The organism is Limimonas halophila, assembly GCF_900100655.1.
Classification (GTDB): Bacteria; Pseudomonadota; Alphaproteobacteria; order Kiloniellales; family Rhodovibrionaceae; genus Limimonas; species Limimonas halophila.
Map to the genome: position 1 here is coordinate 120,560 of NZ_FNCE01000004.1, position 16,068 is coordinate 136,627.

At 65.7% G+C, this 16,068-nt stretch carries 11 protein-coding genes; 10 read left to right on the forward strand and 1 reads right to left on the reverse strand.

The window, feature by feature from the left end:
- Positions 1-177 precede the first annotated feature (177 nt).
- On the forward strand, positions 178-1,080 hold the full coding sequence (locus BLQ43_RS07450; RefSeq protein WP_090019508.1) for a DUF3108 domain-containing protein: 903 nt from the start codon (positions 178-180) through the stop codon (positions 1,078-1,080).
- On the opposite strand, the gene gph is transcribed toward BLQ43_RS07450, so the two are convergent.
- Entirely contained in the window at positions 1,021-1,716 is a 696-nt protein-coding gene (gene gph / locus BLQ43_RS07455; RefSeq protein WP_090019509.1) for a phosphoglycolate phosphatase, read from the reverse strand. The genes BLQ43_RS07450 and gph overlap by 60 nt on opposite strands.
- A 171-nt stretch (positions 1,717-1,887) precedes the next feature.
- Here gph and glmU point away from each other — a divergent pair, with 171 nt between their 5' ends.
- The 9 genes from glmU to BLQ43_RS07495 all read left to right on the forward strand — a co-directional run bounded on the left by glmU (position 1,888) and on the right by BLQ43_RS07495 (position 15,826).
- A complete protein-coding gene (glmU, locus tag BLQ43_RS07460) occupies positions 1,888-3,243 on the forward strand; it encodes a bifunctional UDP-N-acetylglucosamine diphosphorylase/glucosamine-1-phosphate N-acetyltransferase GlmU (RefSeq protein WP_090019592.1) in 1,356 nt (451 codons plus the stop codon).
- A 27-nt stretch (positions 3,244-3,270) separates the two neighbouring features.
- Positions 3,271-5,097, forward strand: a complete 1,827-nt coding sequence (glmS, locus tag BLQ43_RS07465) for a glutamine--fructose-6-phosphate transaminase (isomerizing) (RefSeq protein ID WP_090019510.1) — start codon at positions 3,271-3,273, stop codon at positions 5,095-5,097.
- 215 nt (positions 5,098-5,312) lie between these two features.
- Entirely contained in the window at positions 5,313-6,788 is a 1,476-nt protein-coding gene (locus BLQ43_RS07470; RefSeq protein ID WP_090019511.1) for an NAD-dependent succinate-semialdehyde dehydrogenase, read from the forward strand.
- Positions 6,789-7,135: 347 nt separating this feature from the next.
- Positions 7,136-8,500, forward strand: coding sequence for a glutathione-disulfide reductase (gor, locus tag BLQ43_RS07475; protein WP_090019512.1), 1,365 nt, complete (start codon positions 7,136-7,138; stop codon positions 8,498-8,500).
- A 224-nt stretch (positions 8,501-8,724) separates the two neighbouring features.
- Positions 8,725-10,011 (forward strand): OmpP1/FadL family transporter, encoded by a 1,287-nt coding sequence (locus tag BLQ43_RS07480; protein WP_090019513.1) that lies wholly within the window; start codon positions 8,725-8,727, stop codon positions 10,009-10,011.
- Positions 10,012-10,190: 179 nt separating this feature from the next.
- The gene (locus BLQ43_RS07485) at positions 10,191-11,843 is read left to right on the forward strand and encodes a methyl-accepting chemotaxis protein (protein ID WP_090019514.1); all 1,653 of its coding nucleotides are present in this window, start codon (positions 10,191-10,193) and stop codon (positions 11,841-11,843) included.
- A gap of 75 nt (positions 11,844-11,918) precedes the next feature.
- Entirely contained in the window at positions 11,919-13,307 is a 1,389-nt protein-coding gene (locus BLQ43_RS07490) for a class II 3-deoxy-7-phosphoheptulonate synthase (RefSeq protein ID WP_090019515.1), read from the forward strand.
- A 123-nt stretch (positions 13,308-13,430) separates the two neighbouring features.
- Entirely contained in the window at positions 13,431-14,939 is a 1,509-nt protein-coding gene (locus BLQ43_RS14330; RefSeq protein WP_143006189.1) for a hypothetical protein, read from the forward strand.
- The gene (locus BLQ43_RS07495) at positions 14,936-15,826 is read left to right on the forward strand and encodes a DNA adenine methylase (protein ID WP_090019516.1); all 891 of its coding nucleotides are present in this window, start codon (positions 14,936-14,938) and stop codon (positions 15,824-15,826) included. The genes BLQ43_RS14330 and BLQ43_RS07495 overlap by 4 nt, the downstream gene beginning before the upstream one ends.
- The last annotated feature ends 242 nt before the right edge of the window (positions 15,827-16,068 follow it).

The following is a 16,068-nucleotide window of genomic DNA, read 5'->3' on the forward strand; positions in this document are numbered from 1 at the left end:
AAGGGCCGCGGGATCGGCTACCGCGGATGGTTTGCGTTTTCTAGGCGGCGCCCCGGTGCGGTGTCAACACGCGAACGCCGCCATTGGGGCGGTGGCGATGAGGGGCCACGGCTTGCGCCATGTGAAGCGCGTGGCAGGCTGGCCGCATCCGCGCCGCGCGTTATCGCGAGGGTCGTCATGCCGGGAACGCTTCGGGGGCTGTGCGCCGCACCGCTGATGGCGGCGTTGCTCGCCACGCCCGCCACGGCCGAGCAGGTCGGGCTGACCTACAAGCTGTGGGTGGGCGGCCTGCACGGGCTGACGATGAAGGCCCGCGTCGAGCTGGACGCGAATCGCTACGACCTGGCGCTCCAGGCGCAGACCAAGGGCTGGACCAGCACGCTCTTCCCCTTCGTGCTGGAAGCCCGCAGCGTCGGCGCCGTCGACGGCGAGCTGCCCGATCCCGGGCGCTTCCACACCGCCAGCCGGGAGGGCAGTGAGCGCATCCGCTGGGCCGCGCTGGACTACCCCGCCGGCGACGGCGCACCTACCCTCAAGGCATGGCCCGACCCAGCCGACGAGCGCGACCGCGAGGTCGTCCCCGAGCGCGCCCGGCGCGCCACGCTGGACCCCGTGAGCGCGGTCTACACCCTGCTGCGCCAGGCTGCGGACGGCTGCGACGGCAAAGTGGCCATCTTCGACGGCCGCCGCCGCTTCAACCTGATCGCCCAGGATCAGGGCACCAAGCAGATCCGCAAAAGCGCCTACACGATGTACAGCGGCCCGGCGCGGGTGTGCGAGCTGACGCTGCGCCGCGTGCACGGCTTCGAGCAGGACAACGGCCGCAACCGCGGCAAGGGCGGCAGCGGCGGTGGCGGCGAGTCCAAGTACCCCGACACCATCCGCGTCTTCCTGGCGGAGGTGAAGGAGGGGCTGCCCCCGCTGCCGGTGCGCCTGGAAGCGGTGACGCTCTTGGGCGCGCTGCGCGCCCACCTGGTCACAATGAACGACGGCGATGCCGCGCAGCTGTCAGCGCGCAAGCTACTGCCACTGGCGGACCATACCGACGCCGAGGTTCCGCCCATCCAGGACGGCGGGTAGAGTGTCGAAGCTGCCGATGACGCGCGCCGCCCCCATGCCCGTCACCGGCATCTCGGTGTAGCCGTAGGTCACGAGCACCACCGGGATTTCCGCGTTGCGCGCGGCCAGCCGGTCCGTGCGGCTGTCGCCCACCAGCACGCCGCCCTGGTGCGGCACGTCCAGCGCATCCAGGGTGGTGCGGATGTGGCCGGCGTCGGGCTTCTTCGCGGGCACGCTGTCGCCGCCGACAACGGCGCCGAAGTGCCGGTCCAGATCCAGATCCGCCAGGATGCGCTCGGCCAGGTGCTGCGGCTTGTTGGTGCACACCGCCAGCCGCCAGCCGTCCGCCGCCAGCGCCGCCAGGGTGTCCGCGACGCCGGGAAAGGGGCGGCTGTGGGCCGCGGGCGCGGCCGCGTACAGCTCCAGGAAACGTGCCACCAGCCGCTGCCGAGCCTCCTCGTCGGCGGGCGCGTGGCCCACCTCCGCCAGCCCGCCCGAGACGAGGCCGACCGCGCCGCCGCCGACGAAGCGGCGGATGCGCCGGCGCGACAGCGCCGGATAGCCCAGTTCCGCCAGGAGGCCGTTCAGCGCCGCCGCCAGATCGGCGACGGTGTCCACGAGCGTCCCGTCCAGGTCGCACAACACGGCGCGGCGCATCGGTCCTCCAACGGTTTGTTGCGCGTGCGGCGGCCGCAGGGGTGTGCCACAGCCGCGTGCCCCGATCCAGCCACCAAATGACTACGGCCCCGGCGTTGGCGGGCGCGGTGCGCGCGTGGCAGGCTCCGGCCTCCGGACGGATCATCCCAGGGAGGCACGACCGTGGATATGATGACCCGACCCCGCCGCGCCGTCGTCGTCCTGGCCGCCGGCGAGGGCACGCGCATGCGCTCGGCGCGGCCCAAGGTGCTTCATCCCGTCGCCGGCCGGCCCATGCTCAACCACGTGCTGGACGCCGTGGGCGAGTTGGAGCCCGAAAAGGTCGTCGTGGTCGTCGGCCCGGACATGCACAGCGTCGCCGAAGCGGCGGCGCCGCATCCCGTCGTCGAGCAGACGGAGCGCCTGGGAACAGCCCACGCCGTCGAGGCCGCGCGCCCGGCGCTGGGCGACATGGCCGACGATCCCAAGGCGGAGGTGCTGGTCGTCTACGGCGACACCCCGCTCGTGACCGGCGACACCCTGGAGCGCCTGAGCCGCGCGCGCAGCGACTCCGAAGCCGGGCTGGCCATCCTGGGCTTCCGCACGGGCGAGCCGGGGCACTACGGTCGCCTGATCCAGAACGAGGACGGCACGGTGCGCCGCATCGTCGAAGCGCGCGACGCCACGGCCGAGCAGTTGGAGATCGGGCTGTGCAACGCCGGCACGCTGTGCGCCCGCGCGCCGCTTTTGCAGCAGCTTCTCTCCCAGGTGGGCAACCACAACGCCAGCGGCGAGTTCCAACTCACCGATGTCTTCGGGCTGGCGACCGAGGCGGGCGAAACCACGGCCCTCGCGGAGGCCGACCTGGAAACCGTGCAGGGCGTGAACTCGCGCGCGGAGCTGGCGCAGGCCGAGGCCGCGATGCAGCGCCGCCTGCGCCAGCTTGCGATGCGCGGCGGCGCCTCGCTGGTCGCGCCCGAGACCGTCTTCCTCAGCCACGACACCGAGCTGGGCGCGGACGTGCTGGTGGAGCCGCACGTCGTCTTCGGCCCCGGCGTTGCCGTGGACGACGGCGCCACCATCCGCGCCTTCAGCCACCTGGAGGGCGCACACGTCCGCCCGGACGCCAGCGTCGGCCCTTACGCGCGCCTGCGCCCCGGCACGGACGTCGGCGAGGGCGCGGCCATCGGCAACTTCGTCGAGACCAAGGCGGTCACGCTGGGCGAGGGCGCCAAGGCCAACCACCTCACCTACCTGGGCGATGCCGAGGTCGGCGCGGGCGCGAACGTCGGCGCGGGCACGATCACCTGCAACTACGACGGCATCGCCAAGCACCGCACGCAGATCGGCGCGAACGCCTTCATCGGCTCCAACACCGCGCTGGTGGCGCCGGTCAGCGTGGGCGAGAACGCCATCGTCGGCGCCGGCAGCACGATCACGCTCGACGTGGACGCCGACGCCGTGGCCGTCGCCCGCGGCAAGCAGCACAACCGCGCCGGGGCGGCCAGCCGCTTCCGTGCGGCGCGGCGCGAGAGCGAGCGCGGCTAACCCGCCACCGGGACCTGGACAGACATCATGTGCGGCATCATCGCCATCAACGGGCGCCAGAACGTGGCGCCGCTGCTGCTGGACGCCCTGCGGCGGCTGGAATACCGCGGCTATGACTCGGCGGGCGTCGCCACACTTACCGCGCAGGGCATCGCCCGCCGCCGGGCCGAGGGCAAGCTGAATAACCTCGCCTCCCTGCTGGAGCGCGAGCCCATCAACGGCACGGTCGGCATCGGCCACACCCGCTGGGCCACGCACGGCCGGCCGACCACGCACAACGCGCACCCGCACGCGAACGGCCGCGTCGCCGTCGTCCACAACGGCATCATCGAGAACTTCCAGGCCCTGCGGCGCGAGCTGGAAGGCCGCGGCCACGCCTTCGAGACGGACACCGACACCGAGGTCGTCGTCCACCTCGTCGCCGACGAACTGGACCGCCACGCGGACGCCGGCGACGCCGTTTCGGCCGCCCTCACGCGGCTGGAGGGGGCGTTCGCGCTCGCCATCCTGATCGCCGGGGAAGACGGGCGCATCTTCGGCGCCCGGCGCGGCAGCCCGCTCGCCGTCGGCTACGGCGAGGGCGAGATGTACCTGGCCTCCGACGCCGTCGCGCTCTCCGCGCTCACCGAGCACGTTTGCCACCTGGAGGAAGGCGACTGGGTGGAGCTGACGCGCACGGGTGCCACCGTCCGCGACGAAACCGGTGCCGTGGTGGATCGCCCCGTCACCCGCACGGCGCTGTCCGGCGCGCTGGTGGGCAAGGGCGAATACCGCCACTTCATGCTGAAGGAGATCTACGAGCAGCCGGCCGTCATCGGCGACACGCTGCACACCTTCCTCAACCCGCTCGGCCAGCGCGTGCGCCTGCCCGAGCTGCCGGTCGACCCCGGCGGCGTCTCGCGCGTCACCCTCACGGCCTGCGGCACCGCCTTCTACGCCGGGATGGTTGCGCGCTACTGGCTGGAGCAGGAGGCGCGCCAGCCCGCCGAGGTCGAGATCGCCTCGGAATGGCGCTACCGCGCGCCGCCGCTGGCCGACGACGGGCTGGTGACGGCGATCTCGCAGTCCGGGGAGACGGCGGACACCCTGGGCGCGCTGCGCTTCGCCCGCGAGCGCGGCGCGGCCACGCTGGGTGTGGTCAACGTGCCGGAAAGCACGATCGCCCGCGAGGCCGGCGGCGTGATGCAGACGCTCGCCGGGCCGGAGATCGGCGTCGCCTCCACCAAGGCCTTCACCACCCAGCTCACCGTGCTGGCGTGTCAGGCCATCGCCATGGGCCGGGCGCGCGGCACGATCTCGCCCGAGCGTGAGGAAGCGCTCACCAACGCGCTGTTGGAGGTGCCCGCCCGCGCGGCCGAGGTGCTCAACCACGACGGCCGCATCCAGCGCATCGCCGAGTGGGTGGCGGCCGCGCGTGACGTCCTCTACCTGGGGCGCGGCACGATGTACCCCCTGGCGCTGGAAGGCGCGCTCAAGCTCAAGGAGATCAGCTACATCCACGCCGAGGGCTACGCCGGCGGCGAGATGAAGCACGGCCCCATCGCGCTAATCGACGAGGGCGTGCCCGTGATCGTGTGCGCGCCCAGCACCAGCCCCGTCTTCGACAAGATGGCGGGCAATGTGCAGGAGACGATCGCGCGCGGCGGCAAGGTGGTGCTGTTCTCCGACCGCGAGGGCCTGGAGCGCATGGGCGAGGGCGCGACCGCCTGCGTCGAGCTGCCCAAGGTCGATCCCTTCGTGGCGCCGCTGCTCTACGCCATCCCCGTGCAGCTGCTCGCCTACCACGCCGCCGTCGCCAAGGGCACCGACGTCGACCAGCCGCGCAATCTGGCAAAGGCGGTGACCGTGGAGTAGGGGCACTACCCACCTTGGGCAGCATCCCTCGGTTCCGCGAGGGATGCCGCTTCCCTATACTTCCGCCGCACACCGGCCCAGGGCATGATGAGGTCGGGCTGCATCAGCCTGGGCTCTCAATCATGCCCGCACATGAATGACATAGGGCGGGATGAGGCTCGTCAGGTGATTCGACGTGGTCTCATCGCGCCCTAGCGGGCAGGAGGACGACCGCCATGAGCGCCGACGCAGCCGCGCAGCCCGAGCTTGCCGACCGCGGCCTGCTGCGCCAGCAGTGTTACATCAATGGTGAGTGGGTGAACGCCGTCTCCGGCGCCACCACGCCCGTCACCGATCCCGCTACCGGGGACACGATCGGCAGCGTGCCCTACCTCATGCCCGAGGAGGTGCGTCGCGCCGTCGGCGCCGCCGACATCGCCTGGGCGGACTGGCGCGCCAAGACCGCCAAGCAGCGCGCCAACATCCTGCGTGACTGGTACGAGCGCATTATGACCGCGCAGGAAGACCTCGCCCGGCTCATGACCGCCGAGCAGGGCAAGCCGCTCGTGGAATCGCGCGGCGAGGTCGCCTACGGCGCCAGCTTCGTCGAATGGTTCGCCGAGCAAGCCAAGCGCGTGGACGGCGACGTCATCCCCGCCCACACCCAGGACGCGCGCATCGTCGTCACCAAGCAGCCCATCGGCGTCACCGCCGCGATCACGCCCTGGAACTTCCCGCTGGCGATGATCACGCGCAAGGTCGCCCCGGCGCTCGCCGCCGGCTGCCCCGTCGTCATCAAGCCCGCCCCACAGACGCCGCTGACCGCGTTGGCGCTCGCCGAACTGGCCGATCGCGCTGGCGTGCCCGCTGGCGTGCTCAACGTCGTGTGCGGCGAGGAAGCGGGCATCGGCCGCGAACTCACCAGCAGCCGCACGGTGCGCAAGCTGACCTTCACCGGATCCACCGCCGTCGGCAAGCTGCTCATGGAGCAGTCCGCGCAGACGCTCAAGAAGGTCAGCCTGGAACTCGGCGGCAACGCGCCCTTCATCGTCTTCGACGACGCCGACGTCGACGCCGCGGTCGAGGGCGCGATGGTCGCCAAGTACCGCAACACCGGTCAGACCTGTGTGTGCGCCAACCGCATCTACGTCCACGACCGCGTCTACGATCAGTTCGCCGAAAAGCTCGCGGAAAAGGTGAACGCGCTTCAGGTCGGCGACGGCCGCCAGGAGGGCGTGCGCCAGGGCCCGCTGATCGACGAGCACGCGCTCGCCAAGGTCGAGGAGCACGTTTCCGATGCCGTGAGCAAGGGCGCCACGGTGCTCACCGGCGGCCAGCGCCACCGGCTCGGCGGCACCTACTACCAGCCGACGGTGCTCACGAACGTCTCCAGCGACATGAAGTGCACCAATGAGGAAACTTTCGGGCCCGTCGCGCCGCTCTACCGCTTCACCGACGAGGACGAGGTGATCCGCCAGGCCAACGACACGCCCTTCGGCCTCGCCGCGTACTTCTACGCCCGCGACCTGGGCCGCGTCTGGCGCGTCGCCGAGGCCCTGGAATACGGCATGGTCGGCATCAACACCGGTCTCGTCTCCACCGAACTCGCCCCCTTCGGCGGCGTGAAGGAAAGCGGCATCGGCCGCGAAGGCTCCAAGTACGGCATCGATGACTTCTTGGAACTCAAATACATGTGCATGGGCCTAAGCTGAAGCCAGCTTAACCGCGTCTGTCACTCGACACCGGTGTCTCGTCGAGATGAATGGGGTCCTCACGACCAAACGTAAGCACGTTTGATCGCGCCCGTTCGAGGTTTTGAGCGGACAGCTTCCGCCGGCCCGTCACGTCGCACGAGATCGCGGGGCGTGTTCGCCGCGAGCTGAGGCGGCGGACCCAAGTCCGCACTCGCCGCCAGCGTGATGCGCGGCGAGCCGTGGTATCGCCGCGAGCTGATCGCCGCCGTCACCACCACCGGCCGCGCCCGCGCACCGGATGGGATGAAACGGGCGACCGTTTCCCATATGGTGCGCCGCGTTCTGCGAAGGCTGGGAGAGGGCGAATGACGGCCTACGACTACGACTTGTTCGTGATCGGCGCGGGCTCCGGCGGCGTGCGCGGAGCGCGCATGGCCAGCCAGGCGGGCGCGCGCGTCGGCATCGCCGAGAACGACCGCTTCGGCGGCACCTGCGTGATCCGCGGCTGCGTGCCCAAGAAGTTGCTGAGCTACGCGGCGCACGTGCGCGACGAACTGGAGGACGCGGCCGGCTACGGCTGGACGGTGCCGGACGGCACGTTCGACTGGCCGACGCTGATCGCCAACAAGGACGCCGAGATCGACCGGCTGGAGGGCATCTACCAGAAGCTGCTCGCCAACGCTGGGGTGACGGTGCACCAGGGCCGGGCGCGCCTGATCGACCAGCACACCGTGGCCGTGGGCGAGGACCAGATCACCGCGCGCAACATCCTCATCGCCGTGGGCGGCCATCCCGTGGTGCCCGACATTCCGGGCGCGGAGCTGGGCTTCACCTCGGACCAGGCCTTCCACCTCAAGGAGCTGCCGCGGCGCGTCGCCATCATGGGCGGCGGCTACATCGCCGTCGAGTTCGCGGGCATCTTCAACGGCCTGGGCGCGCAGGTCACGCAGCTCTACCGGCGCGACAAGATCCTGCGCGGCTTCGACGAGGACGTGCGCGACGCCCTGACCGCCGAGATGGGCAAGAAGGGCATCGACATCCGCACCCACGCGGATGCCGCCCGCCTGGACCGTCAGCCCGACGGCAGCATCCTGGTGACGCTGAAGGACGGCAGCACGCTGGAGACGGACGCCGTCATGTTCGCCACCGGCCGCCGCCCCAACACCACGGGGCTCGGGCTGGAGCGCGCCGGGGTGGAAACCGAGCACAACGGCGCCGTCAAGGTGGACGCCTACAGCCGCACCTCGGCCGACACCATCTTCGCCGTGGGCGACGTGACGGACCGCGTGCAGCTCACCCCCGTGGCGATCGAAGAGGCCATGGCGGTTGTGGACACGCTGTTCAAGGATCGGCCGCGCGCCATGGACCACGCCAACGTGCCCTCGGCCGTGTTCAGCCACCCGCCGATCGGCAGCGTCGGCCTGACCGAGGAAGAGGCCGTCGAGGCCGGGCACGCGGTGGAGATCTACCGCACGCAGTTCCGGGCCATGAAGTACACCCTGCCGAACCGCGACGAAAAGGCGATGATGAAGCTGGTCGTGGACGCGGCCAGCCGCGCGGTGCTCGGCGTCCACATGGTGGGCCTGGACGCGCCGGAGATCATGCAGGGCATGGGCGTGGCCGTGAAGGCCGGCGCGACCAAGGAGACCTTCGACGCCACGGTCGGGATCCACCCGACCTCGGCGGAGGAGTTCGTCACGATGCGCGAGCCCGTCGCGCGCCGGGGGTGATCGCGCTCTACAGTTCGTCTTGCAGCCAAAGGCCGGTCGTCGGACCGGCCTTTTTCTTGATTGTTTGGCTTCCGAAAATCATCAGTTTTTACGCATCATAGGGCAATTAATAGTTTGCGTTCTCTTCGGCATTTCAACCGATCATTCTAAACTTTTGCTGAACGAATGCGGGCGCACACCGTCCCCTTGCACCTGGGGAAACCACACAAGGGCAGGGGGGACGGATGACGAGTGTTACAACATGGGCGCGCCGCGCCGGGGTTTTGGCCGGGATGGCCGGCATCGGGCTGACCGCCCTTCAGGCGAACGCCTCGCCGCGCGGCAGTGAATTCGACGCTTCGCTCGGGCCGGCGTCGGGCGGGATGGAAGGTGTGGCCGTCGCCAGGCCCGTGGATTCCATCGGCATGCTGTTTTCCAACCCGGCAACGCTCGGTCAGGCGACGACCGAGCACGAGTTCCTGCTCGGCGGCACTTTCGTTTCGCCGGACCTGGATGCCAGCGGCCAACCGACGGAGCTGGACGGCAGTGCGCCGGACAACGATCCCTCACCGCCGCTGACGGGCCAATTCGACGGCGAGTCCGATCTGGACGCCTCCGTGGCGCCGAACGCCGCCGCCATCCAGCGCTTTTCCGAGGATCTCGTCGCCGGCATGGGAATTTCGGCGATTTCCGGGCTCGGCGGCGATTTCCGCAATGTCAGCGGTTTGCCCAACCTCGTCTCCGATCTGAAGATCTTCGGCGCCAACTTCGGTGTCGCCTACGACGTCACCGACCGCCTGACGCTGGGCGCCGTGGGCACGCTCGGCATCGGGCAGCTGCAGATGGGGCTGACCAACTCCTCCGGCACGGTGAACAACTTCGGCGTCGGCGGCACGGGCGGCATGACCTTCGATGCCGGGCCGGTGATCCTGGGCGCCGCCTACAAGAGCGAGTTGGACATCACCTACGACAACGTCCTGCAAACCGGCCAGGACAGCTTCTCCGACCTCAAGCTGGAGCAGCCGCGCGAGGTTCAGGCGGGCATCGCCACCAGCGACGCGCTGCTGGCCGACACCCTGATCGCGGCGGAATTCCGCTGGAAGAACTGGTCGGACGCCGACGGCTATTCCTCGGTCTGGGACGACCAGTTCCTGGGCTCGCTGGGCGCGCAGCACCGCATCGGCAGCGGGCCGGGCGCGGTGACGCTGCGCACCGGCTACACGTATTCCTCGGACATCGTGAAGGATGCCGGCGACCTCGGGAACAGCTTCGGCGGCGTGAGCCAGGTCAGTGCCCCCAACTCGCCGAATTCGTTGCCCGTTACGCCGACCTTCCTGCAGCTGGCGCAGACCACGATCACCGACGGCTACTGGAGCCAGAGCGTCTCGCTCGGCTTCGGCGTCCAGATCCTCGAAGGGCTGCGCTTCGACCTGCACGGCTCCTACGGCTTCGACGGCGAGGAAGAGATCGGACGCTTCGAGGCGGACGGCTCCATATGGCAGCTCGGCGGGGGGCTGACCTGGAAGCTCTGACCGGCCGGTTGCCGCAGCCGGCGCGACCCCGGCGGGTGCACCGCCCGCCGGGGTGCGCGCATGTCCGGCCAACATTCGTTAAACATAAGATAAATATTAATACATTGGTATTGCAATTTCGGTTGAAAAACGGTAAAAAATCACGTGGTTAACATGCCTTTCTGGCAGCGGAGGACGCCATGCCGATCCGGCGGCGCATGCAGATCATTTGCGGCGCGTTCGTGGCGATGATCGCGATTGCGACCTTTGCCAATCTGCAGATCAGCAAGGGGGCGCACTTCTACCAGCTGAGCCGGCTTCACCTGAAATACGTCAACGTCGTCGACGACAAGCTGGACCGGCTCGCCGCGCGCGAGCCCGAGGCCGGCAGCAGTGCCGCCGTGCTCGGCGAGCTGCGCACGGCCATCAAGGACGTGCGCGCGCAGCCGCAGGGCTGTCTCGATGCCACCAACATCCTCGACCGCCTGACGATGCGCCTGATCGGCACCTACGGCGCCATCGAGATGTGTCACGCCGACATCGCCTCCGCGAACCGGGGGCTCGAGGCGCTGGACCGCTTCGAGGCGGGCACGGCCGGGTTCGCGCCGACGCTGGAAACCCTGCGCACGATGCACGAGGAGATGGTCACCCACGACCGCAAGTTCGGTCCGCTGGTTTCCAGCACGGTGTCCTTCATCGTCTGGTCCATGAGCATCATGACGGTGGTGGTTGGCCTTGCCGCGGCGGCCTTCGTGATCGTTGCCGGCCGACGCATCACGCGCCCGCTCGCGGCGCTGTCCCAGACCACCACGGCGCTCGCCAACGGCACCGAGGATCGCGCGGTGCCCTCGCAGGAGCGGGCCGACGAGATCGGCGAGCTGGCCCGCGCCATCGAGGTCTTCCGCGAGAACGCCAACGCCGACCGTGAGCGCCAGCGCCAGCGCGCCCAGGAGCAGGAGGCCGAAGCCCGCCGGGGCGAAGAGCTGATGCAGCTCGTCCGCGACTTCGACGCCAACATCGAAGACACGCTCGGGCGCGTGCAGGCCGCCCTGAACACCGTCGGCGAGGCGGCGGAGACGCTGGATTCCACCCACGCCACCACGCGCGAGCACGCCGGGGTGGTGGAGGAAAGCGCCACGGGCACGCACGAGAACGTGCGCTCGGTCGCCAGCGCCACGCAGGAAATCGACCAGGCCGTCGATCAGATCCGCCAGGAGTCCGAAAGCGTCGCCGAGAAGATCCGCAGCGCCGCCCAGAAGGCCGAGGAAACCGACGGCACGGTGCAGACGCTCTCGCAGTCCGCCCAGAAGATCGGCGAGGTCATCGACCTCATCAACGACATCGCGGAGAAGACCAACCTCCTGGCGCTCAATGCCACGATCGAGGCCGCCCGCGCCGGCGAGGCCGGCAAGGGCTTCGCCGTGGTGGCCGACGAGGTCAAGTCGCTGGCCAACCAGACCCAGCGCGCCACCGAGCAGATCACCGAGCAGATCCAGCAGATGCGCGGCAACGTGGAATCCACCGCCGCGGCCATGCAGGACATCCGCACGCGCATCGGCAATGCCGACGAGGCCACGGGCGCCATCACCCGCGCGGTGGAGCAGCAGTCCACCTCCGCCAGCGAGATCAACCGCCAGACCGGCGAAGCCGACCAGCAGACGCAGCAGCTGGTCACGCGCATCAGCGAACTCGCCGCGGAGATCCAGCGCAGCGGCGAGGCCGCCGGCGGCGTGCGGCAGAGCTACGACCAGCTTAAGACCGACGTGGACGGCCTCATGGCGAGCGCGAAGGAATTCTGTGAGAATGTCCGCGCGTTGCAGACCGCGACCGGCGGCGAGGACCGCGCGGCCTGACCGCCCCTTGGCGTGCCGCTGGCGTGTGCGTATATCTGCCCGCGAACAAACCGCAATCGGACCGCGACGGATATCATGACCGACCGCAGCTGGAGCCCGCAGACCTGGCGCGACAAGCCCATCCAGCAGGTGCCCGACTACCCGGACGCCGACGCCCTCGCGGCGACGGAGAAAGAGCTGGGCGGCTACCCGCCGCTCGTCTTCGCCGGTGAGGCGCGCGCGCTCAAGCAGCACCTGGCGGACGCGGCGAACGGGCGCGCCTTCCTGCTCCAGGGCGGCGACTGCGCGGAAAGCTTCGCCCAGTTCAACGCCGACAGCATCCGCGACACCTTCAAGGTCATGCTCCAGATGGCGGCGGTGATGACCTACGGCGCCGCCGTGCCCGTGGTGAAGGTCGGCCGCATGGCCGGGCAGTTCGCCAAGCCGCGCTCCAAGCCCACGGAGACGCAGGGCGATACCGAGCTGCCGGCCTACCGCGGCGACATCATCAACGCCATCGACTTCGATGCGGAGTCGCGCAGCCCGGACCCGCAGCGCATGGTGCGCGCCTACAACCAGGCGGCGGCGACGCTGAACCTGCTGCGCGCCTTCGCCCAGGGCGGGCTGGCGGACCTCAACCAGGTCCACCGCTGGAACCTCAACTTCGTGGCCGACAGCGCGCAGGGCGAGCGCTACGAGGAGCTGGCCCGGCGCATCGACGAGGCCCTGGCCTTCATGGACGCCTGCGGCATCAACGCCTCCTCCGTGCGCGAGCTGCGCGAAACCGAGTACTACACCAGCCACGAGGCGCTGCTCCTCAACTACGAGGAGGCGCTCACCCGCGTCGATCACATGACCGACGCCTGGTACGACTGCTCGGCGCACTTCATCTGGGTCGGCAACCGCACGCGCGACCTGGACGAGGCGCACGTCGAGTTCCTGCGCGGCATCCAGAACCCCATCGGCGTCAAGCTCGGCACCGACCTGGACGGCGACAAGCTGTGCCGCCTGCTGGACCGCCTGGACCCCGACCACGAGCCGGGGCGCATCACGCTCATCTCCCGCATGGGCGCGGACAAGATCGACAGCCACCTGCCGCCGCTCATCCGCGCCGTCGAGGCGACCGGCCGCAAGGTCGTGTGGTCGTGCGACCCCATGCACGGCAACACGGAAAAGGCGAGCAGCGGCTACAAGACCCGCGCCTTCGACCGCATCCTGTCCGAGGTGCAGAGCTTCTTCGCCATCCACCGCGCGGAGGGCACCATCCCCGGCGGCGTGCACATCGAGATGACGGGCCAGGAGGTCACGGAGTGCATCGGCGGCGCGCAGGAAATCAGCGAAGAGCGCCTGGGCGACCGCTACCACACCTACTGCGACCCGCGCCTCAACGCCACGCAGGCCCTGGAACTCGCCTTCCGCGTGGCCGAGGAGCTCAAGAACCAGCGCGGCCACACCCCACTGCACACGGCCCTCGCGGCGGAGTGAAGCTCAGCTTCACTCCGCCGACGACACTAGAGCCAACTCGGCCCTTCTCAGTTGTTGAAATCTCTCAGCGCACCTGTTTTGGTTGCGCAGAATGCGCTCACCTGAAAAAGCCCTGAGAGTGTTATGGCAAGTCCAAGATTTGCGAACTGGGAAAGCCAAAACGTCCGCGTCGCAGATATCGAGCTCGACGACAGGAATCCGCGTGTCACCGGTAATTATGCCGCACAGGCCGATATTATTCGGTATCTCGATCAGGCAGGCGAATTGTATAACCTCGCAGCAGCATTCTGCACTCAGGGGTATTATCCGACCGAGAGAATCGTACTAGTCACGGGAACAAAGTATAAGTATCGCGTGGTTGAGGGGAATCGACGCACCGCGGCTCTGAAACTACTGCAAAACCCAGATATTCTAGACGAGGGAGCGAAAAAATATCGCACTCTGCGGTCTCGTTTAGATAATAAAACCCTAAGATTTTTGCGCGAAGTTCCCTCTATTATTGCGCCGAGCCGAGATGAAGCTAATATTATTGTTGCTGATAAACATACGACCACGCCCGTTGAAAAATGGAGCAGAATACAGCAAGCCCGATTTTATACTAATATAATGAATATGGGATATTCCTTCGACGATATCATGCAGTTCTACAACCTAGCGCGTAGTAACCTCGCAAACTTCATAAAAATCTCCTCGATGTACGATTTGGTGTCAAAAGTATTGCTTCGTAACGAATGCAGCTTAGAAATTAAAGACGAGAAAAAAATTCCGATAACTGTCTTGGAGCGTCTATTCGATAATCAGCATTTTCGAGATTTTGCTGGGGTTTCGTTGTCTAATCAGGGGGATTTGTCATATGATGAAAATGACAGTCGCCTAATTATTATTGTATCTACAATCTTGCGAGATATGAGGGATAAGCGCATAAATACACGAAATATAAATAGTAACGAGGACGTTGAGAGGTATGTTAACACAATTAATTCATTATTGTTTGAGTCAAGAGATAACAGTAAAAGCCAAACCGATAAAAACAATTCAAGTTGCTTTCAAGATTCTGGAGCGCAGTCCGACGCTTCGGACATGCGTAACGTAGGCGGTGCACAATCGCATGCTCAAGGAGGAGCAGAGCAACGGGGGGAACAATGGTCGCAAGGCGAGAGCAGTGGTCGGGAAGAGCCTAAAAGTACAAAAAAGCGCATTGTTCCAACAGATGTGAAATGTCGAAGCAAGAATGCTAAAATTCGCTATATATTTGAAGAATTGCAGAAGATTCCATTAGATAGATATCCGAATGCAGCCGCGGTTTTGTTTCGCAGTTTTTTAGAACTTTTGCTCAGGCAAGCTCTGTATGAGAACGGGGAGTTAGAGAATGTATCTAGAAAAAGGAATAATCCATCCCTTAGTGAAATGATGGCATATATAGGGGACGGAAACTCGGACCTTATAGGAGATAAAGATTTGAAGAAAATCGCAAAGCGGGCGGTAGCCCATCCCGAGATGATGGTTTCGACGGAATCTTTGAATGCTTATGTGCATAATCAATATTACTATACTAGTGAAAAAGAAGTTGTTGAACATTTGACCCATTACGAGCCATTGATTCGGTATATAATGGAAGAGTGCGAAATATGACAAAGGCGAAAACATATAGTCCGCTTCGATATCCGGGAGGCAAAGCGTTTCTTACCGATTTCTTTGAGGCGGTGCTTCAGGAAAACGGCCTTTTCGACGGTACCTACGTTGAGCCGTTTGCAGGTGGAGTAGGCGCAGGTATAAATCTATTGCTTCGAGAACGTATAAGCCGGTTGGTTATCAATGACGCAAGTTATGCTGTTTATGCGTTTTGGCGTTGCGTTTTTGATCAAACAGCGAACTTGTGCGAAAGGATTCATAGTTCGGATTGCACTCTAGCGACTAGAGATTATGCTAAGCGGGTTGTAGAATCGGCGCAATCGGTTCGGATGGATGAACTTGCTTGGGCGTTTTTCTTTTTAAATAGGGTTAATAGGAGTGGGTTAATTTCAGCGGGCCCGATTGGAGGACGTTCGCAGGAGGGGAGATATAAGATCGATGCGCGATTCAACCGCGAATCGTTGTGCGATAAAATTGAACTGATTGCTCAATATCGGTCCCGCGTCGAGATTTGTAACAACGACGCTGAGACATTGTTGAGGTGCAGGCATTGGGGTAATGCGGCCCTTTTGTATCTCGATCCACCGTACGTAAAACCGAAAGGCAAATTGTATCACAATGGGTTTATTGGAAGTCAGCATAGTCGTCTTGCGCATTATCTGACATCAAAGGAAGCGCCGTACTATTGGATTTTGACTTACGATAATTCGGATGAGATTCGGGATTTGTATAAAGAAGCTGAGGGGTTGGATTTGGATATCTCTTACTCCCTGCTCAATCGTAGTCGTGGAAAGGAAGTTATGTTTTGGTCGCGTGGGCTGAGGATGGACGATTCTAGATGTGTGCTAAGGAATGAAGCTTCGCGGCGCGTCGTGGGTGCAATGTGAGAATTAAGACGGCGTTTAGTGTATCGCAGACTGGTTTGTTTGAAGGTCGTTAAATTGCAGGATGGACAGCATAGTTGTCTGTTAGTTTATGCTAATGTCTGGGCGTTATGCAGGGAAGGGGCCGCTTGGAGGCAGTGGGTGTCAGTGCGACGTTGTGAGGTGAGGCGGGGGCGGCTTGCTTAACGGGTTGGAAGCGCGATTGTCGGTGGCGGTGCGGGCCGCGCGTGGCTTGCCGAGCCGGG